We start from the raw sequence: 20,438 nt of genomic DNA, 5'->3' as shown, positions 1-20,438 counted from the left end.
ATGACCTTACATTTCTGTTAGGTTAGACTCCTAAAATTTTTGATATACTTACTATGGCTTAAATATCCTATTTATTTAAGAAATAATATGGAACGGTTATATATAGATTTGTTTAATTATAGTATATAAAAAATATGACTGTGAAGTTATAGAGACATAAATACTTTAATTAAATGAATGTAATTAAATGATTTAGGAGGACAGAATTTGGTACAAAAAAGAATTGAAATATTAGATATTTTAAGGGGGTTTGCACTATTAGGAATTATCTTAGTGAATGTCAAAGGTATGACGTTCATGCGTTTAATTATTCCAAATGGTGGTGTGGATGCATGGTATGATAGTTTTTTAAGCATATTTGTTGAAAGTAAATTTTTCGCTATTTTTTCAACACTTTTTGGTATTGGGTTTTATATTTTTATGGAACGTGCACGTCAAAAATCCCAAAATAAGTTAGCGCTATATATAAGACGGCTCGTGATTTTACTAGTATTTGGCGTTTTTCATACGTTCTTACAACCTGGAGAAGCATTAAAAATATACGCGGTAGTCGGCTTATTACTATTATTGTTCTATTATTTGAAGAAAGAAATAAATTTAGTGATTGGCTTAGCACTCCTGGTAGTAATGTTAATACTTGATGATAAAATTTTATTAGTTATTCCATATTTTATTTTAGGCTTAACTTTAGGACAATATGGCTTATTTGAAAAATTAAAGATGTATGATCATCGATTGAAACAATGTTGGGCGATTACGAGTATGTTAGCCTTGGTAAGTTTTATTTTATTATCCATATTTTATGCATACCCTAACTTTAAAGTCGCAGAAACAGCGGGTATCGTGGGCGAACAATATGTTCAGAGTAAATATTTATTTGATTATATTGTGACACTTACATCACCAGTAATTTCACTATTTTATGTACTGACGATTATTATCATCGCTCAAACAGAGATTGGTCACAAATTGTTGTCCCCTTTAAAATATTATGGGCGCTTAGCCTTGACCAATTATATTGGTCAAACATTATTAATGTTAGTATATACGCAATTAATATTTAAAGGCAGTGTGTCGCTGACGCATAGTTTAATCATGTGTCTTGTCATTTATGTAATACAAATTGCATTTAGTAAGGTATGGTTGACATATTTCACATATGGACCACTGGAATACATTTGGAGATGTGGCACATATATGAGAGTTATAAAAATAAAAAAATAACTTAAAGTACCAGGACGAACTAAAACCGGAATAGTATTTCATTCAAGATGTGTATTGATCTTGAATGAGGTAGCTATAACCGGTTTTTTTATAATGTTTAAATAGAAGTTATGAAATTATCAAATGTCTGAGTATTTATTTGAACTTGTAGCATACTATGGGCTAGGACATAGCAGTCCTGTTAATTATAAATAAGCCAACAAAATTCATTTATACATGAACTTTGTTAGCTATTATTGATTTATATAAATTGATTTAGTCTTAGTGATGGACACTATGATGAATTGTGATTGATCCCTTAGCCGAGACTTTTGAGGCAAGGCGCCTAGAAAAGCGAGGCGTTAGGGACGATCATAGGTTTACTGATTTATGTCCCAGTCGCAATAAAAACGCCCCAAGCATAAAAATATTATAATTGCCAGTGAATATTTAATGAATTAATGCTTAATGTTATTTTTTAAAAGAAAGAAAAGAAATTGAAAAACGTATTTTGAAAACTCGGGATTAAATTTAAGCTTAATAACACGTAATCCAACGCTTATGGAACTAAAAACGTAACGTTTCTACGTTTTAAATATATTAGTTATATTTTGATAACAATTTAGTTAATTTTAGGATAGATTTAAGAAAAAATTACCATTAATTTAATATATAGTTAATGCGGACTTAAGGTTTTATTAAGGTTTTTGTGCATTTGTGCCGTTGTATATCGATTTTTAAGCTGATAGTATAAAAATATAAAGTGATTTATTTCACAAAGTCATAAAAGATTTGGTTGCCATCATTTAATGACATATAAAATGGAAAATCACTTTATAACGGGTGCTTATATAAACTTATATATTTATATATGTTTATAATAAAATGCTATGGAGAGAGGTCTGCAATTATGTTAAAAAAAGTATTAGGTTCAATGGTCATTTGTTCATTTACACTTACAGGAGTTTCGAGTAGTTTACCACTTGCAGAAAATGCAATGGCAAATGTTAATGATGAAATCGGTTCAAGAGACTATCAAGAAATCCAAGGAACTTATTTGTTAGTTCACTTTACGGGTGTGGACGAACAAGGTAATGAATTGACGCTTCCGAAATATCTGGAGTTTCCACTTGAGCCAGGTGATGTATTAAATAAAAAAAGTTTAGAGGAGAAAGTGAAACTAACTTTAGAAGCACATGCAAAAAGTAAATATGAGTTTGTTGGATTTACTCCTGAAACGAAACTAGAATTATACTATAAAGATCAAGCTGTACCTTATGAAATTACAGAAAAAGGGTTTAAAGTTGATGACTATTCTCAGTTTGATAAAAGTCCACACTTTAGATTGACTGGAAATATTGTTTTGAAAGAAAAAGAGTATAAAGAAACAAAAACCCAATATAGTCAAGATACCGATGTAAAATTGTATCATGATGTAAAGTTTAAAAAACGAAATGGCGATTCAAATATGCTCATTCCTATTAATATGGGAATTGAAACAGATATTAATAAGTCTGTTAAAGTAGGGAGTAACATAAGCCAAGAAGAGTTATATGCAGCAGCAGAAAGAGCATTTAAAACGACAGCAGAGTATAAAGAAGGATATAGATTGGTAAAGCGTTTAAGTACAAGTGTTTTAGAAAATCACCAAACGCCTAGAGATATCTACCACCATTTATATAACCCTGAATTTAATTATCAAGTGTCTGATTTTAGAGAATCACCTAGAAAAGAAGGACATATTGATGCAATTTTAGAAGATTATTATATCTCTAAACAAGGTGATGACTATATGCCAGAACAACAAGAAGTAGTAATAGAACTCAAAGACGATACAGGTTTACTTTTAAAAGAAATTAAATTAAATGTTTCAAAAGCAAATGCAATGGAAGAAATTAAAAAATATATTTCTGAAAATAATTTAACAGAAATTAAAGCTAAAAACGGTAAAACATATCAATTTAACCAAACATTAAATCATGATGAAAATCAACATTTCACAGCTGTTTATAAAGAAATGTAGTCGAAACAATTATTTAGAGATCCCAAGATAATTTTACAAATAGTCCTTGAAATTCATTTGGAGTAAATGAATTTTAAGGGCTATTTTGTATTATTTATGATAAATGTGAAAAGCATTTTTTCATAGAATTCAGCGAAAAACCATTTGTGAGATACTCCAAAAACTTATCCCTTTTAAAAGCCTAACAATAATTTTGATGAAATCAACTTAAGTAATTATAGTGACCATTTTCTTAACATTAAAAATAATAAATTAAGGATAATTTAAGGTCTATTTTATGCAATAATAATACGTAAAATAATTTACGATATAATTAAGATAGATTTAATTTTAAAGTATTGCAATACATAAATACGCTCTATATAATTGCCTAGGTGACTGATAGTTAGACATTGTAACTACTCGTGGTTCAGAGTTTACGATTTGACGGTGTGACTAATTATCTCAAAAAATCAATTAATTATTCAAAGGCGGAAATATAAAAATGAACAAACGACAAAAATACGGTATAAGAAAATATAAAATGGGGGCAGCATCAATTGCACTAGGAACTGTAATTGTTATAGGTATGAGCGAGGGAAATGAAGCACATGCATCTGAAACAAATTCGATAGAATTATCAAGCAATACTGAAGTAGAATCAAATAATGGTGCTACAGGTAAACCAATTGAAAAAAAAGTGGGAAATGAGAACGTTGAAGATAGTAGAAATTTTGAAAACTTAAGCGCCAACCTAAATAATAATGAAAAATTAGCTATAAATAAAGAAAAAGCAGATTCAATTTCAAAGCCTGGTGATTTAGTTTCAAGCAACATTACGCAAAATGAGATAGAGGCACCTACAGTTGTTTCATATAAGAAAGACTCAATTAGCAATGGCGGTCAAATAGATACAAGAGAAGATGTATCAAACAAGGTTGAAGTTGTTGAGAGCTCCATTGTAGGTCAAAATAACAAAACTACTATTAATCCACACGAAGCAGAGCGTGTTACATTAAATTATAAATGGAAATTTGATAAAGAAATAAAAGAAGGGGATTTTTTTGATTTTACTATAAGTAATAATGTTGATACTAGAGGGATTTCTACTAAAAGGAAAATGCCTGCCATACTTGATTCAAAAAACAATAAAGTTATAGCTAATGGCAAGGTATTAAGTGATGGTAAATTGAGATATATATTTACAAATTACGTCGAGAAAAGAACTGATATCAGTGCGGATTTGTCTTTAAATTTATATTTTTCACCATCAATAGTACTAAATAAAGGCAATCAAAAAGTAACAGCTGAAATTGCAAATCATAAAATTGAAAAAAACTTTTATGTGGATTACTTGAGTGGTGTTAAAGATAACTATGGATTTAACATGGAAGTTAATGGAAGATTGAGTTCTATAAATAAAGAAAATCAATCTTTTACTCACATAGCTTATATAAACCCTAATGAAAAATTTATGAATAATATAAGAATTACTGGTTCTTTTGAAAATGGAGCTCCTATTAAAAAGCAAAAACCAATTTTAAAAATATTTAAATATAATGGTGAAAAGCCACTCGCTCAAAGTGTTTATATCAATTTTAATACAGACAAACTTGTAGACGTTACAGAAGAATTAAGTCCAATATTAAATGAAAATGGCAATTATAGTTTTAAAATTGACAATTTAAATGGGGAAATATTTATAGTTAAATATGATGGTTTTTACAATGGTTCAGATACCGCACTTAAATTTAGAACTGAATTAGACGGATACCATTATAGTAGTAATCAATATCATTATAATAAGAAATTTAGTAAATTAACTTGGGATAACAGTGTAGTTCTTTACTCTAATAAAGCCAATGGGAATGGAAAAGATAAACCAATTGAGCCTATATATGGATTTAGCCAACCAATTAATTTTGAAACTACAACATACAAACCCGAAGATAAAGCATCTTGTCAACCAATTATTGAAATTTTTGAGGATAGCTTCCCAGTAGAAACATTAACAGAATCTGGTAGTGATGTTGGGGATAGTAATTACCAAACAATCGAAGAAACTGAAGATACAATTCATGTAGATACAGATTACGTTTCTCATATCAACACAAATCATAATGCTGATGTGGTTGAGATCGAAGAAGATTCAAATCCAGGTGGTGGTTCAACACATCATACGTCAAATGTAGTAGAATTCGACGAATATTCTGCAACAGGTGTTGTTACAGGAGCGATTTCAGATCACACTATTGTTGAAGATACTATGGAATATATAACAGAGAACAATCTTATTGAATTAGAAGATGATCATACATTGCCACCTCATATTACAGGACAAGCTGAGGGTTCTATTGAAGAAATTGAAGAAAACAGTGTTATTGATATCAACGATTTCACAATGATTGATGGAGATCACGGTGAATTAACTGGAGTATTAGAAGAAACGGATGAAAATCATTATATTGATATAAATGAATATACAATGACGGAAGGATCACATGGCCAAGCTACGGGCATCATTGAAGAAACTGAAGAATATCAGCATGCAGATATTTTAGAGATGACGACACCAATTGGCGAAAACGGTGCAACTCAAGGCATTATTGAAGAAGTAGAAGATAGTAATCTAATAGAATTTGATGAAGAAACAGGTAATGGCGCAATCAGTGGACATGTGATTGGTGCAGTTGAAGAAATAGAAGATAGTTTTTATATCAGTACGTTATCTGAATCAGGCATAGAGCAAGGTTCAAATGGTAGTGATACATTTGTAGAAGATACTAGTGAAGATAAACCATCAGTAAAGACGAATTCACCTGACCCAATTGAAATTGTTGAAGAAATTCCAAGAGAAAATGGTTATACAAAAGGTATGATTATAGAAGAAGATACGAAACCGCCTCATTTTGCATCACCAAACATGCCAAAAGAGGAACCTCAAGAGACACAAAATCAACCTAAAGTTAATTCGCCTGTGGACGAAAATAATGTTGATCCGAAACCAACTCCAAAAGACAAAACAATAAAAGTGGTTGAGAAGGTTAGTTCTAAGTCACCTAAAATACATGAGGAAGTAATGCCAAAAGTAAAATCTGAAACCCCTAGCAGTAATAGTATAGTTTCTAATAAACCAAACTTTGCACCAGTAAGTAGTATGCCGGTTAAGTTAAAGAGCAATAAAAAAGTGACTCAAAACCAACAGCATCACGTAAAACAAAAAGCATTGCCAGATACCGGAAATACTTCAGATAAAAACTTAATCCTAATGGGTGGTTTGATCAGTTTACTCGGTTTCAGTATTATGAGAAGAAAAAAAGTAAAACAATAATTAATATAATGATATTAAAAAAATCCCTATAATGATAATCTAGGGATTTTGAATGTGACGAGAAATGCTAGAAGTCATTTTGAAGAAATGAACTATTGAACATGTAAGGGGTTTATTCTATTAAAAGAATAGACATATTTATCAATTTCAATAGTAATATTGAGTGTTTTGTAAAACATAATGACGATTTTGAGATTATGCGTAATGTACAGTGTCTTTTTTATTTTGTTAATGTGTTGAAAATGCATCGTCACTGTTTAAAAATTCAAAATAATAAACAATATAATAAAAAAACAAGCGATGAAGAAAGCGATGATGTTTTCCTCACCGCTTGTTTGATTTTATTGTGAAAAAATAGTCTTAATATTAGGTTCTGTGTATAAAGTTAAAGTCCTATTTTGACAAGTGTGTAGCTTATTGAAATGTGTTAATTAAAATTTTATTCTTTATAACTTGAAACAATAAATTCGGTAACATTACTATTCACGTCAAGTTTGTATGAGACGTAATAATATCTATTTAACTTTTCAGAATAATATATTTTGACTGTTTCACTTTTGATTTCTTTAAGTTTGGCATCTTTTTCCATAAATGAAGTGACATCGTCATTTAATTGTTTTTCATCTTTTTGTATGTTTAATGGCATGTCTGACAGATTTTTGGTTACTTTTAGAATTCTGTCATGATTTCCTAAAGTATACGTTGTATCTTTATTTTTCGATGTAGCAGTTGACCCATCTTTTATGACGTTATTATCCGTTAATTTATCATATACTTTATTGTTTTGTTGTGCTTTTTGAGTTTGATGATTTTGCTCGTTTTTTGTTTCGTCGTTTGCGCATGCTGTCAACAGCATCGTGGATGTTAGTATAACGGAAGTAAGTATTCTGTATTTCATTTTTAGTGTCCCCCTAGAAATTTAAGATAAGGATAGTCATATTAGAAAGTAACGAAATATTCAGTAAATTTACACGTTGTTCGTGTGCTATCAATGATAATACACGTTATTTTAGTTCCTTAAGTTAATCATAACAGATTCTTTGGCTTTTCGAAGGATTTTAGTATAAATTTTAATGTTTTAAAATTTATGACAAAAGTCATATAGGATTGGTGACAAAAATGACATAAAAAAGATTGAATTTTAGTTTACGGTTGTACATGTAGGGGGTGATGGAATGCTTGTCGTAAATCATTTAACTTGTAAATTAAACAATAAAATCATTGTAGAGGATGTTTCGTTCAGGATTAATAAAGGAGAAATTATAGGATTGGTTGGAGAAAATGGTATCGGAAAATCAACGCTCACGGAAACACTAATGGGCATTCGAAAATGTGATCAAGGAGACATCATTTGGGATAAAGGTGTTAGAAAAGCCGTTTTCTTTCAAGAAAGTCAATTTCCTAATTTTATAACTATCAAAGAAGCTATAAAACTGTTTCACAATTCTCAAATTAAGGATAGTTCTCTTGAGAGATTAATAGCATTAGATGATTTCATAGATGATTTACAAATGATAGATCAGCTTTCTGGAGGGCAAAAACGCATATTGGATTTTATTTTAACCGTTTCAAGTGCGCCCAACTTTCTCATATTAGATGAACCCATGAACCATCTAGACCAAGAAAGGCAAACATTGATTTGGAATATGATGAATCATTTAAAGCAACATGGAGTTTCAATGTTGATCATTATGCATGATAAAGAAGCTCTAACTACGTTATGTCATCGCATTTATCGATTGGACAAGGGCAATTTGACATTATTATAAAATAAGAAGAAAAAATATAAGATGAGGGGGGGAATAGGAATGCTTTTGAAATTATGTGTATTAGAAATTAAAAGGTGTATGAGACAAAAATTAATGTTATCGTCGTTTGTACTTTTACCCATATGTTTTTATTTTATTTTTATGTTTCAACTTAATTCAGAAGATGCGCATTCACTTAAACAAGAAGTAATGATTCGCATGGCCCTTTTTAGTGTTTTGGGCTATATAGTTGTGACATTGCCGCAAGATTTAATCATTGAAAAACAGATAGGATGGGCAAAAAGAATTGTAACATCATCTACAACCTATACAGTCTATTTCATAAGTAAAGTATTTAAAACCTTATTTTTATCCTCAATAGGATGTCTATCTATATTCTATGCTGGGTTCGTAAATGGTGTATCATTAACAACGTTTCAATGGATTAATATTTTCTTAATCCTATTAATAGGTTCGTTAGGTTTATATCCTGTGGCATTTTTGTTGAGTTTTTATAAAGATATTTCCAGAGTAGCTCCGTTAAGTAATTTTATATATTTATTATTAGCGCTTTTGGGCGGATTATGGGTGCCAATTCAATCATTACCAATACCTGTCCGGGGGATTTGTGAATATTTACCTATATTACATATTCAAAAAATTGTGCTTTTTTATTTAAATATGGGTCAAATTTTATGGTTTTCAGTGTTTAAAATTTTTGTTTATTGTATAATAATGTTAATCATTATTCGTATAATTCAACACAAAGTGGGTGCGTTCATTTGAGTATAAAGGATAGAATTGCAAGGTATCCCTATATCCACCTTACTTATTTGCTTATGCCAATCGTTACTTTGTATCTCAATCATCAAACTAAATCATTGATTGTTTCAATCGTCATTTGGTTTATCTTTATGTTAACGACATGCTTGTTAACGTTTTTAACTTTGAATGAGTTAAAGCGCTATCTCGATTGGATTATCGCTATCCACTGTTGTTGTATTGTTTCATTAGCTTTTTTCATTAATCCTTCTATTGTAATCTTATTTGTTTTTTTAACATTTTATTTGCCTATTTATTTTTTTAACGTTCTATCACGCTTGATGTTGGTGAGTTATTTTGTGAGTTTGTTTGCAATTATGTTACTAACATGTGTTCTTTTTAAGGCATTAATCGTCTATGTCATTATTATTGAGTGTATACTCATAGCAAGTTTTATCATTAATTATAAAAATGAAGAGAAGCATGTATTAGAACAACGTATCCAACATCAAGAACAACAAATTAATACTCTATTAGCCGAACAAGAAAGACAGCGCATTGCACAAGATCTTCATGATACATTAGGGCATGTATTCGCAAGTATCGCCATTAAATCAGAGTTAGTGCAAAATTTAATAGCCTCTCAACCTCATCAAGCAAAGGTTCAAATGGAGGATATTCAAACTATTTCTAAAGATACATTAAATCAAGTACGTCGGATTGTTGATCATGTGAAGTGGATTACATTTGAGTCTGAAGTTGAACGAATGGAGCAGTTGTTATTACAAGCAAATGTACAGTTCAAAGTGAATGGAACTGAATTGTTAAAACATTGCTCAATTCAAAAACAAACGACATTAGCTATGATATTAAGAGAGGCAATGAATAATGTGATTAAGCATTCTAAAGCGGATTGTGTCATATTATCTATAAAGGAACATAAAAGGATGGTTGAAATCGTCATTCAAGATAATGGCGCTATGCTAAAGGATGCAAACGTCACGTTAAAAAGTATTGCAGAGCGAGTAAATACGTTAAATGGAAATCTTAAAGTAGTAACAAGTGATTCTGGTTTAAAGCTGTTGATATGGGTACAAAAGGGGGAGTTGGCATGATACGTGTCGTAATAGCAGAAGATCAAATGATGGTTGCCGATGCAATGAAACAGCTTTTAGAGTTAGATGGCACGATGCATGTCATCGAAATTGCTACCAATGGGCTTGCAGCTTGGCAAAGTGTTCAACAACACCAGCCGGATATTGCTATTTTAGATATTGAAATGCCTGAAATGAATGGTTTAGAAGTCCTACATCGTATACGTGAACATCATTTGGAAACATCAGTGATTATTTTAACAACATTTAAAAGACCAGGTTATTTCGAAAAAGCAGTAGCAAATGATGTGGATGCATTTTTGTTAAAAGAGCAATCGATTGAAGACTTACGAGCTGCAATTCACCGTGCGTTGAATGGGGAAAAAACATATAGTGTCTCCCTAATGACACATGTGTTTAGAAAAAGTAACCCGCTTACACATCGTGAACAAATGATTTTAATTGAAATAGGCAAAGGTCTAAGTCATAAATCTATAGCAACAAAGTTATTTCTGTCAGAAGGTACGGTACGAAATTATGCTTCTGTGATGATTGAAAAGTTAGAAGCTGAAAATCGTTTTGATGCCTGGAAAAAAGCGAAAGAAGCAGGTTGGATTTAACGTATAATGATAAAAACAGAAAGCCATCAAGTAAAGCTTTCTGTTCAGTAATTAATATTCTTTATGTTTATTGCTTTTAGATTGAGGTTGGCGTTTACTGTTCAATTTTTGAATCACGAACCCGCCGGCAACACCAAGTAAGACACCAATAAATGCACCTGCAATTAAAGGTAAATTAAAAAAGTGTTGCAAAAAGAATCCTAATGCAATAGCAAAAATGATGATGATAATGGAAAGACTATTTTCACGTAATGTATTCATTTTATTTCACTCCTATTGCATTGATTATATCATTTCATTATATGATTTGAACGTGATTCTTCTTAAAAATTGAATTTCAGTTACATTGACCTTAATCAGTAATTTAATTATGATTAATGAGACTATTAGAAAAGGGTGGACTTATGAAAAAGATAACAACAGGATTAATCATTGTCGTAGCAGCAATTATTGTACTATCTATACAATTTATGACGGAAAGTGGTCCGTTTAAATCAGCTGGTTTTAGCAATGCGAATGAGCAAACTTATAAAGTATTACGTGTCGTAGATGGAGATACGATTATCGTTGATAAAGATGGTAAACAAGAAAAGGTAAGAATGATAGGGGTAGATACTCCCGAAACTGTTAAACCTAACACACCAGTTCAACCATATGGAAAAGAAGCATCAGACTTTACGAAACGCCATTTAACAAATCAAAAAGTACGTTTAGAATATGATAAACAAGAAAAAGACCGTTATGGTAGAACATTAGCCTATGTATGGTTAGGAAAAGAAATGTTTAATGAAAAGCTAGCTAAAGAAGGTTTGGCACGTGCAAAATTCTATCGTCCTAATTACAAATATCAAGAGCGTATAGAACAAGCACAAAAACAAGCTCAAAAGTTAAAAAAGAATATTTGGAGTAATTAATAAAATGGCACTAACCCTACAAAATAATGTAGGGTTAGTGTTTTTGTGTGAATAACGTTTCTAATTGTGTTAAGGTATCGTCCGTTAAATAGGAGTGTGACGTTTTTGCAAATGTATGAATGTATGTTGTTAAAGCTTGTTCGTTTTTAATTAAAGCAACTTTACGATATTGATTCTGTTGATTTTCGTAAATCGTTTGGTTGGTATCGAAAATACAAGACAACGTTGATACGTTAATGTTTACATGCTTTTCGATATCGTGTGAAAGGTTGCGTTCGGATGATTCTACACTTTTTAAAGGATCATATTTGTAAAATTGATAGATGACTTTGTCTGATGTGATTTTTTCACTAAAAGTATAAGGCACATTCGAATCTGGATGAAATTGTTGATGATACATTTGACTTATATGATGTGCAAATTGATCTGGGAAAGGGAGTGATGGCTGGTTAGCACCGTTAAAATGCATAAAGGTCTTTGTCTTAAAATGGGTTAATTTAACTAAGAATAGACCCAAATTGGAAAGGACGACAAAATCAATTAGAGATAAGTCTTTATAAAATAGATTTCTTTTTGCAATTTGATTCGTTGAAAGAACTTTAAACGATGTGATGTCTCCGGAGTGAATTAGTTGGTTAAAGGATTGTGTTAAAACATTTTTTATATGTCGCTTGTCTTGGTGAGGTGTTCGAATCGCTTGAACTGTAGGAATGATTTGGGTGTTGTTTTTCTTTTTCTCATGTTCCAATTTTAATACTAAACGCTTGTTAACATAGCGTAAATAATCATTTTGTCTTTTAAATTTCACATGGTTTAAAATGGCAAAAATCAAAATGAAAATGATGATTGTATATAATATGAGAGTCAAAAACATGCTATTCACCTCTGTTTAAGTTGGGGGATTAAATTGTTGTTGATTAAAGGGTTTAATCAATTCTATTCGTTAGCGTAATTAAAAGAAGTATCATATAAAAAAAGAGCAAGACGTAAATCACCAGTTGTAATGAGACAGTCTTACTCTGAAGCGGATATTCTTTTAAAAGTGTTTAAGATTGAATAGTGTCTTTAATTAATATTTCGAAGTTTTCAAGTACTTCTTTCATTTTTTCTTCTTGCTCATCGGTAATTGTTATAAAAACTTTACGTTCATCTTCAGTTGAGCGTTCTTTGCCAATGATTCCATTTTCAGTTAGCGCGGTAAGTGATTTATGAATTTCCATAAGGCTAAAATCAATTGATTGTTTAACTTTATGTAATGAAATACGACGACTTTCTGTAGTTTTAAGGTGATGCAAAAACAGAATGTCATTTAATTTTAAATTATGTCGTTTTTTTAGTTCGCTAATTATTTTTTTTCGGTGTGATTCATAGAAAAAAACCTTATTAATATCTAAATCATATTGTTTATTCATTTTTTCACTCCTTTTTTTCTAATCTTTTTGAGAACCTATACTATATTATATTAAAAATTTTATACTTTTCAATGGAATACTCTTAGAATGAAGCAAAAAAATCGAAAAAATTATAATATGGCGCAAAAGCTCTTTTTAACATATCAATAATTATTTTTAAAAGAAACTATTCGATTTGCTTCGTTTATGTATATATAAAGGATGAAAAGACTAAAGTGCTTGGATAGAAAGCTTTTAAAGAAGTAAGATTTATATTTTTAAGAATTCACACTTAATGTTTTTAAAATCAGTTGCCACATTGGGAAGAATTGAAAAATAAAATATCCTAATAAAATGATGGTGATATTTTAAATATTTTTAAATTCCTTGAAATGTTGTGTAACAATGTTCGAATTAAATGGGGTATTCAAAAGTTTAAATTGTTAGGGAGTATTATATTTGGATATTTTAATACATCGTAGAATACAAAAGTTTTATTTCAAACATCACACTGTTACAAACAAAGATTAACTGTTAGATTATCATCGCAACATTTTATTATGCAGAAGGTTATAATATGAACGGTTATTTTTTGAATGCTAAAGTTATTTAATCCTAATACATTGCGTATCGAAGTTATTTTTAATATAATGACCTATGTGATGAAAGCGGTTTCCAGAAAGGAGGGCATAAGTTGAGTGATTTACACCAAAATAACACAAGAACTTTAATGGATATTTTGATAACGCATGTCCCTGAATACTTTAAATTTTATGGAGACGTTGCGACTGAATTATTTTTGAACGATCAACTTGAAATTTCTAAGAAGGTTGCGATAAGTGTTAAACGACAACATTTATTAACTGTGCTTAATGCCATTCCTGAAGCGTATCAAATTGAAGGTATTGATGAAAATGGAAAGCGCATTCCTAAAGAAGATATTGAACTTAAAAATATATTTTTTATAGCAGTTAAAAGTCATGAGATATGTGTGTTGAAAATACGAATTTATGATGTGGATGAGGATCAATGGATTTTTCGTTTAGACAATCAAATACGTATTCCTGAAAAACATATTTATTATCATTCTTTAAAATGGAATGTGGATTTTATAAAGCCAGAAATCATTTTAATGTTTCATTTGTACGAGTCTATTAATGAAAAACAAATAAGACATTTTAGACATTTAATCGATCGAATGAGCTATTTTCAATTTGTAACACTTAAAACGGTCGTTGGTGAGGAGCGACTAAGAAAAGTTATTCAAGAGAGAAGTTCATCATAATAAAAAATGTTAAATGCCTTTGCCATTCAATTTTGTAATGAATGGCAAAGGCATTTTTCACAAATAAGACACACTGTTATAATAAAGAGGTGTTAATTATAGCACTTGTCATAACATGCTTTCACTGCTAATTCTGCATCGTTATTAGATATACCAAACATCATTGAAATCTCAGAAGAACCTTGGTTAATCATACGTAAGTTAATGTTCGCGTCTGCCAGAGCTGTCGTAATTTTATTGGCTGTCCCTACTGTTGCACTCATGCCTTCGCCAACGACCATTAAAATTGCGAGGTCTTGTTCGATGTTCAATTCATCAATGTCACATTCTTTACGAATGGCTTCTAAAATTTTCTGTTCTTTACCTCGAATTTGATTTGTTCTCATAATAATACTGATGTTATCTATTCCAGAAGGCATATGGTCAAAAGAAATGTTATTTTCTGCCAATATGTTTAAGATTTTCACAGTAAAACCAACTTGTCTGTTCATCAAATATTTTTTGATGTTGATACTCGTAAAACCTTTGTCACAACTGATGCCTAATACGACTTTTTTACGATTAAATTCCCGATCATGTAAGATATACGTGCCAGGGTCATCTGGACGATTAGTATTTTTTATAACGACCGGAATGCGGTACCTATATAATGGTTGTAAAGCTTCATCATGAAAAACACCAAAGCCGGCATAAGATAATTCGCGCATTTCGCGATATGTAATTTCACTAATGATTTCAGGGTCATGGATGACATTGGGGTTAGCACGATAGATTCCAGAGACATCTGTAAAATTTTCATACAATTTTGCACGTACGCCACGGGCGATGATTGCTCCAGTGATGTCTGATCCACCTCTTGGGAACGTGACGATATTCCCTTTTTCAGAATATCCAAAAAATCCAGGAATAATGATTTTATGTTTACGTTGATTTAATTCATTTATTTTTTCATAGCTACTTTCAAGAATTTGAGCATTCCCTGGTTCGTCAGTGACAATAATCCCAGCTTCTTTAGGAGATAAATACTCTGTTGGGACACCTTGTTCAGTGTTGTATGCTGCGATTATTTTTGCATTGAAATTCTCTCCAGAAGATTTTAATGCGTCTAATAAACGTTGTGGTTCATCTTTAAGCTCTAAAATTAACTGTTCTAAAGTGCTATCAATTTCTTCTAGAATGTTGGTTTTTAAATCTAGACCCTTTATAATATCATTAAAGCGTTCTAAAATTTCAGATTTTTTATGCTGATAATCTAATTGATTTATGACTTTTTCATATAAACGAATCAAAAGATCGGTTGTCTTGGTATCTTTATCATGTCGCTTACCAGGTGCTGAAACGATTACAATTTGTCTTTCATTATCACTGTTAATAATATTTAATACTTTTTGAATTTGTTCAGCAGTTGCAACAGAACTGCCACCGAATTTAGATACTTTCATACTATGACAACCTTTCTTTCTCGATTAAATGAGGATTCGTAATTTATAACAAAGTAAATGTTCAAACGCATATTTTCTAAATTTTTAGAACTTTACAAACTTTGTTAATGCACTTATACTAAACCATATTTACGTATAATTCAACAATACACAAATTTTTTTTGAGAGAAAAATACGGAGGGATTTTATATGAAACAACTCAATGTTGCATTACTAGGATTAGGCACTGTTGGTTCGGGTGTTGTAAAAATCATCGAAGAGAATCACCAACAGATTAAAGACACCATTCAAAAAGATATCCGAATTAAACATATTCTAGTACGAGATAAAAGTAAAAATCGCCCGATTAATATCCAACAATATCATCTTACTGAAAATGTAGATGATATTTTAAATGATGAGGATGTAGATATCATTATTGAAGTAATGGGGGGCATTGAACCAACGGTAGATTGGTTGAAAGCAGCATTGACTCAAAAAAAACATGTCATAACTGCCAATAAAGATTTGCTTGCGGTACATTTACGTGAATTAGAAGATTTAGCGCAAACAAATAAAGTTGCTTTAAAATACGAGGCGAGTGTGGCAGGTGGTATACCGATTGTTAATGCGATAAATAATGGCTTAAATGCGAACAATATTAGTGAATTTATGGGGATTTTTAATGGTACGTCAAATTTTATTTTAACTAAAATGTCAGAAGATGGTACTTCATATGATAATGCTCTTAAAGAAGCACAAGAATTAGGGTTCGCTGAAGCTGATCCTACAGACGATGTTGAGGGTATTGATGCTGCTCGAAAAGTGGTCATTACATCTTACTTATCTTTTAACCAAGTGATTCGTTTAAATGATGTAGAAACAGAAGGGATATCTAGAGTTACACCTGAGGATATCAAAGCGGCTAAAGCATTAGGATATAAAATAAAATTAATTGGTAAAGGAAGTTATACTAACGGTCGTGTCACTGCTTCTGTTAAACCTACGCTTTTAGCACAATCTCATCAACTAGCGTCGGTAGAAAATGAATATAATGCGATATATGTCATTGGAGATGCTGTTGGTGAAACGATGTTTTATGGAAAAGGTGCAGGAAGTTTAGCAACAGGTAGTGCTGTTGTAAGTGATTTGTTGAATGTATCCTTACAATTTGAATCAGATTTACATACGCTACCACCACACTTTGAATTGAAAACAGAAGAAACAAAAGAGATGATGGATAGCAATGAACCGATTACAATTTCTGAAAAAGCGAGTTTTTATGTTGTAGTTGAAACACCCGCGGTTTCAATTAAACACGTTGAATCTGTGATTAAAGGTGCATTACCATTTCATAAATCATTAAAAATCGAATCGATAAATGATCAAACAGTTGCTTTAGTGATTAATGGCATCGATGAGTTACCTGCTCAATATATTGAATCAGAAGAAGGATACAAAGTTAAGAAAATTTATCCAGTAGAAGGGGCTTGATTAGCATGAAAATGTGGAAAGGTTTAGTTCAAGAATATCGACAATTTTTACCAGTGAGTGATGCAACGCCTCATGTGTCTTTAAATGAAGGCCACACACCATTAATATATTGCGATACGCTTTCTGATATGTTAGGGGTGGAGTTGTATGTGAAGTATGAGGGTGCTAATCCTACTGGATCGTTTAAAGATCGTGGGATGGTCATGGCAGTAACAAAAGCAAAGGAACAAGGACGAAAAATTGTGATTTGTGCTTCTACTGGAAATACATCCGCTTCAGCAGCAGCATATGCTGCACGTGCAGGATTAAAATCAATTGTGGTCATTCCAGAAGGGAAAATTGCGCTTGGAAAATTATCACAAGCTGTTATGTATGGGGCTGAAATTGTCTCGATTGAAGGTAATTTTGATGAAGCTTTAGAAATCGTGAAAGAGGTCGCGCAAGATGGAGAAATTGAATTAGTGAATTCGGTGAACCCATATCGTATTGAAGGCCAAAAAACAGCTGCTTTCGAAATTGTAGAACAATTAGATGGTCAGGCGCCAGATATTTTAGCTATTCCAGTAGGGAACGCAGGTAATATAACAGCGTATTGGAAAGGTTTCAAGGAGTATGATGCGCGTGAGCAAACAGGCAAGCCACAAATGTTTGGATTCCAGGCAAAAGGTGCATCCCCAATCGTGCAGAATAAAGTTGTGAAAAATCCTGAAACGATTGCGACGGCGATTCGAATTGGAAACCCAGCAAGCTGGGATAAAGCGGTTGATGCGATTGACACTTCTAATGGTTTAATCGATGCCGTTACAGATGATGAAATTTTAGAAGCTTATCAACTGATGACATCAAAAGAGGGTATCTTCAGTGAGCCAGCAAGTAATGCCTCCATCGCAGGGCTCATTAAGTTACATCGTCAAGGAAAGTTAAAACCTGGTCAAAAAGTTGTGGCAGTTTTAACGGGTAATGGCCTTAAAGATCCAGATACAGCAATTAACTTGTTAGAAAATCCGATTCAAGCATTACCTAATGATAAAGATAGTATTATTCAATACATTAAGGATGCATTACAATGATAAAACATAAATTAACATTAAAAATTCCAGCTTCCACGGCGAATTTAGGGTGTGGGTTTGATTCGATTGGTATGGCGCTCAACAAGTTTTTAATTATAGAGGCACAACCTATTCATGGACCATCTTGGACTTTCGTACATGACGGCCCGTGTTTAGAAGATTTACCTACAGACTCATCTCATTACATTTATAAGATTGCCCAACAAGTGGCTAAACGTTATGATGTCACATTACCTCCACTAGAAGTAAAAATGTATAGTGACATCCCTTTAGCTCGTGGTTTAGGCTCATCTGCTTCTGCACTCGTCGGCGCACTATATATTGCGAATTATTTTGGTGACATTGAGTTATCAAAATATGAATTACTTCAATTAGCAACTGAAATGGAAGGACACCCTGATAATGTAGCGCCAACCATTTATGGCGGATTAGTCGTAGGTTATCATAATGCAGACACATCAATGACCGATGTCGCACATATCGATGTACCAGATGTAGATTTTATTATTACGATTCCAACATATCCTTTAGAAACTGAAGCGGCGAGGCGTGTACTGCCAGAAACAATTTCACATAAGGAAGCAGTAAAGTATAGTGCCATTAGTAATACAATGATTAGTGCATTGATACAGCACAATTATGAATTGGCTGGAAAAATGATGGAACAAGATGGTTTACATGAACCGTATCGTCAACATCTTTTACCTGATTTTCATAGAGTTAAAGAAATTGCTAAACAATATGATGCCTATGCGACAGTCATTTCAGGTGCAGGTCCGACTATATTGACGATGATAAAAAAAGAACGAAGTGGTCCGCTCGTTCGTGCATTGCGACAAGATATCTCTTCTTGTCATTCAGAACTTGCGACGGTTAATTTGCAAGGTATCAAGTCTAAAATTGTTTATCGATATTAGACGAGCATTCCATTTAAACAAATATGGATGTCGCATCTTTTAACGAATATAGATTGAGTAAACCTTTCAATTACACAGGCTTGTGTAATTTGAAGGGTTTTCTTTTGGGGCGAATAGGTTATTTCATCAATCCTTATGTTTTTTAGAGGCGAAATGTTGTAATATTAAAAGGTATGAAAGGAGCGTAACTATGAAACCAGACTTAATTATTATGGATATGGATGACACATTAATGACGTCAGAAAACACTGTTTCAAAAGAGACGAAAGCGTATTTGATTGACATCCAAGAGAAAGGGTATTCGATAGCTTTAGCATCTGGTAGACCTACAGAAGGAATGATTCCGGTAGCGGAAGCTTTAAAGATGGATCAACATAACAGTTATATTATGTCTTATAATGGTGCGAAAACGATTGATTTAAAGACAAAAGAAGTCATCGCAAGTGAGTTGATTTCAAAAGCTGATTTTGATGACATTGTAGATTATTGTCGTCAACATGGCTTGTTTACCATTACATATAAAGATGGCCATATTATTTATGAGGGTGACCATGAATATATGAATATCGAAGCAGAAATTACTGGATTACCAATGAAACGCGTATTTGATTTAAAAGATTATATTCAAGAACCTGTCCCTAAAGCCATGGGGGTTGATTACGAAGCCCATATTGCTGAGCTCATGTCCACTTTGAAAGGCACGTTTAATGAAACGATAACATGTACGACAAGTAAACCCTTTTTCTTAGAATTTATGAGTGCTGGCGTGTCAAAAGGTAATGCCATTCAAGATTTGGCACAACGATTAAATATAGACGTAAACCAAATGATTGCTTTTGGAGATAGCGCCAACGATAAAGAAATGTTCGATGTTGTTGGGATGCCAATTGCGATGGGGAATGCGATAGATGTATTAAAAGAACGTGCTAAAATGATAACAAAGGGGCATGATGAGGACGGCATTCCACACGCTTTGAAGCAATTTATAAAATAGTCGTTCATTTTATGAACCTAATACCTAGAATTTCAATTCAACCTTATGGTTTTGAAAGTTTAGATCGATGCAAATTTATGTATTATATTATACTGATGACGTAATTTGCACATTTTTACTATTTTACTATGTATAAAGGTATGAAGTTAAAAAGTACGCAATTTAAGATAAGATGTATCAAAATAGCCAGCA

Annotated in this window: 18 protein-coding genes; 13 read left to right on the top strand and 5 right to left on the bottom strand. The window is 31.9% G+C overall.

Annotation, left to right across the window (positions count from 1 at the left end):
- Positions 1 to 207 precede the first annotated feature (207 nt).
- From SHYC_RS07605 to SHYC_RS12300, 3 genes are all read left to right on the top strand, one after another.
- Complete coding sequence (locus SHYC_RS07605) at positions 208 to 1,224, top strand: DUF418 domain-containing protein (RefSeq protein WP_039645943.1); 1,017 nt, start codon at positions 208 to 210, stop codon at positions 1,222 to 1,224.
- Positions 1,225 to 2,113: 889 nt separating this feature from the next.
- A complete protein-coding gene (locus SHYC_RS11885) occupies positions 2,114 to 3,226 on the top strand; it encodes a staphylokinase domain-containing protein (RefSeq protein WP_052257834.1) in 1,113 nt (370 codons plus the stop codon).
- A 484-nt stretch (positions 3,227 to 3,710) separates the two neighbouring features.
- On the top strand, positions 3,711 to 6,536 hold the full coding sequence (locus tag SHYC_RS12300; RefSeq protein ID WP_039645941.1) for a fibrinogen-binding adhesin SdrG C-terminal domain-containing protein: 2,826 nt from the start codon (positions 3,711 to 3,713) through the stop codon (positions 6,534 to 6,536).
- A gap of 439 nt (positions 6,537 to 6,975) precedes the next feature.
- Here SHYC_RS12300 and SHYC_RS07590 read toward each other — a convergent pair whose 3' ends face one another.
- On the bottom strand, positions 6,976 to 7,434 hold the full coding sequence (locus SHYC_RS07590; RefSeq protein WP_039645939.1) for a hypothetical protein: 459 nt from the start codon (positions 7,432 to 7,434) through the stop codon (positions 6,976 to 6,978).
- A gap of 277 nt (positions 7,435 to 7,711) precedes the next feature.
- Here SHYC_RS07590 and SHYC_RS07585 point away from each other — a divergent pair, with 277 nt between their 5' ends.
- From SHYC_RS07585 to SHYC_RS07570, 4 genes are all read left to right on the top strand, one after another.
- Positions 7,712 to 8,305, top strand: a complete 594-nt coding sequence (locus SHYC_RS07585; protein WP_039645937.1) for an ATP-binding cassette domain-containing protein — start codon at positions 7,712 to 7,714, stop codon at positions 8,303 to 8,305.
- A gap of 141 nt (positions 8,306 to 8,446) precedes the next feature.
- Positions 8,447 to 9,070, top strand: coding sequence for an ABC transporter permease (locus SHYC_RS07580; protein ID WP_158484662.1), 624 nt, complete (start codon positions 8,447 to 8,449; stop codon positions 9,068 to 9,070).
- Between the two features lie 353 nt (positions 9,071 to 9,423).
- A complete protein-coding gene (locus SHYC_RS07575; protein ID WP_158484660.1) occupies positions 9,424 to 10,161 on the top strand; it encodes a sensor histidine kinase in 738 nt (245 codons plus the stop codon).
- Positions 10,158 to 10,760 (top strand): response regulator transcription factor, encoded by a 603-nt coding sequence (locus SHYC_RS07570; protein ID WP_039645930.1) that lies wholly within the window; start codon positions 10,158 to 10,160, stop codon positions 10,758 to 10,760. Before SHYC_RS07575 ends, SHYC_RS07570 begins: the two co-directional genes overlap by 4 nt.
- 51 nt (positions 10,761 to 10,811) lie before the next feature.
- On the opposite strand, the gene SHYC_RS07565 is transcribed toward SHYC_RS07570, so the two are convergent.
- Complete coding sequence (locus SHYC_RS07565; RefSeq protein WP_039645928.1) at positions 10,812 to 11,021, bottom strand: hypothetical protein; 210 nt, start codon at positions 11,019 to 11,021, stop codon at positions 10,812 to 10,814.
- Between the two features lie 143 nt (positions 11,022 to 11,164).
- On the opposite strand from SHYC_RS07565, the gene nucI reads away from it, so the two are divergent.
- Complete coding sequence (gene nucI / locus SHYC_RS07560) at positions 11,165 to 11,674, top strand: thermonuclease NucI (protein ID WP_039645926.1); 510 nt, start codon at positions 11,165 to 11,167, stop codon at positions 11,672 to 11,674.
- Between the two features lie 34 nt (positions 11,675 to 11,708).
- Here nucI and SHYC_RS07555 read toward each other — a convergent pair whose 3' ends face one another.
- Both SHYC_RS07555 and SHYC_RS07550 read right to left on the bottom strand, forming a co-directional pair.
- Positions 11,709 to 12,482 carry a hypothetical protein gene (locus SHYC_RS07555; RefSeq protein ID WP_158484658.1) on the bottom strand — a complete coding sequence of 258 codons (774 nt, stop codon included), beginning with the start codon at positions 12,480 to 12,482 and terminating at the stop codon, positions 11,709 to 11,711.
- A 238-nt stretch (positions 12,483 to 12,720) separates the two neighbouring features.
- Complete coding sequence (locus SHYC_RS07550) at positions 12,721 to 13,086, bottom strand: transcriptional regulator, SarA/Rot family (protein ID WP_039645921.1); 366 nt, start codon at positions 13,084 to 13,086, stop codon at positions 12,721 to 12,723.
- 673 nt (positions 13,087 to 13,759) lie between these two features.
- On the opposite strand from SHYC_RS07550, the gene SHYC_RS07545 reads away from it, so the two are divergent.
- The gene (locus SHYC_RS07545; RefSeq protein ID WP_039645919.1) at positions 13,760 to 14,350 is read left to right on the top strand and encodes a hypothetical protein; all 591 of its coding nucleotides are present in this window, start codon (positions 13,760 to 13,762) and stop codon (positions 14,348 to 14,350) included.
- A gap of 92 nt (positions 14,351 to 14,442) precedes the next feature.
- Here SHYC_RS07545 and SHYC_RS07540 read toward each other — a convergent pair whose 3' ends face one another.
- The gene (locus SHYC_RS07540) at positions 14,443 to 15,792 is read right to left on the bottom strand and encodes an aspartate kinase (RefSeq protein ID WP_039645917.1); all 1,350 of its coding nucleotides are present in this window, start codon (positions 15,790 to 15,792) and stop codon (positions 14,443 to 14,445) included.
- A 189-nt stretch (positions 15,793 to 15,981) separates the two neighbouring features.
- Between SHYC_RS07540 and SHYC_RS07535 the strand changes: the two genes are divergently transcribed.
- The 4 genes from SHYC_RS07535 (at position 15,982) to SHYC_RS07520 (ending at position 20,246) form a co-directional block, all read left to right on the top strand.
- Positions 15,982 to 17,265, top strand: a complete 1,284-nt coding sequence (locus SHYC_RS07535) for a homoserine dehydrogenase (RefSeq protein WP_039645915.1) — start codon at positions 15,982 to 15,984, stop codon at positions 17,263 to 17,265.
- A gap of 5 nt (positions 17,266 to 17,270) precedes the next feature.
- Positions 17,271 to 18,335 (top strand): threonine synthase, encoded by a 1,065-nt coding sequence (thrC, locus tag SHYC_RS07530; RefSeq protein ID WP_039645913.1) that lies wholly within the window; start codon positions 17,271 to 17,273, stop codon positions 18,333 to 18,335.
- Positions 18,335 to 19,252 carry a homoserine kinase gene (gene thrB / locus SHYC_RS07525; RefSeq protein WP_039647644.1) on the top strand — a complete coding sequence of 306 codons (918 nt, stop codon included), beginning with the start codon at positions 18,335 to 18,337 and terminating at the stop codon, positions 19,250 to 19,252. Before thrC ends, thrB begins: the two co-directional genes overlap by 1 nt.
- Positions 19,253 to 19,442: 190 nt before the next feature.
- On the top strand, positions 19,443 to 20,246 hold the full coding sequence (locus tag SHYC_RS07520; RefSeq protein WP_039645911.1) for a Cof-type HAD-IIB family hydrolase: 804 nt from the start codon (positions 19,443 to 19,445) through the stop codon (positions 20,244 to 20,246).
- Positions 20,247 to 20,438 lie beyond the last annotated feature (192 nt).

Origin of the sequence: Staphylococcus hyicus (genome assembly GCF_000816085.1) — a bacterium.
Taxonomy (GTDB): domain Bacteria; phylum Bacillota; class Bacilli; order Staphylococcales; family Staphylococcaceae; genus Staphylococcus; species Staphylococcus hyicus.
The sequence above is the reverse complement of the archived record's forward strand: the minus strand, read 5'-3'. Positions and strand labels throughout refer to the sequence as shown.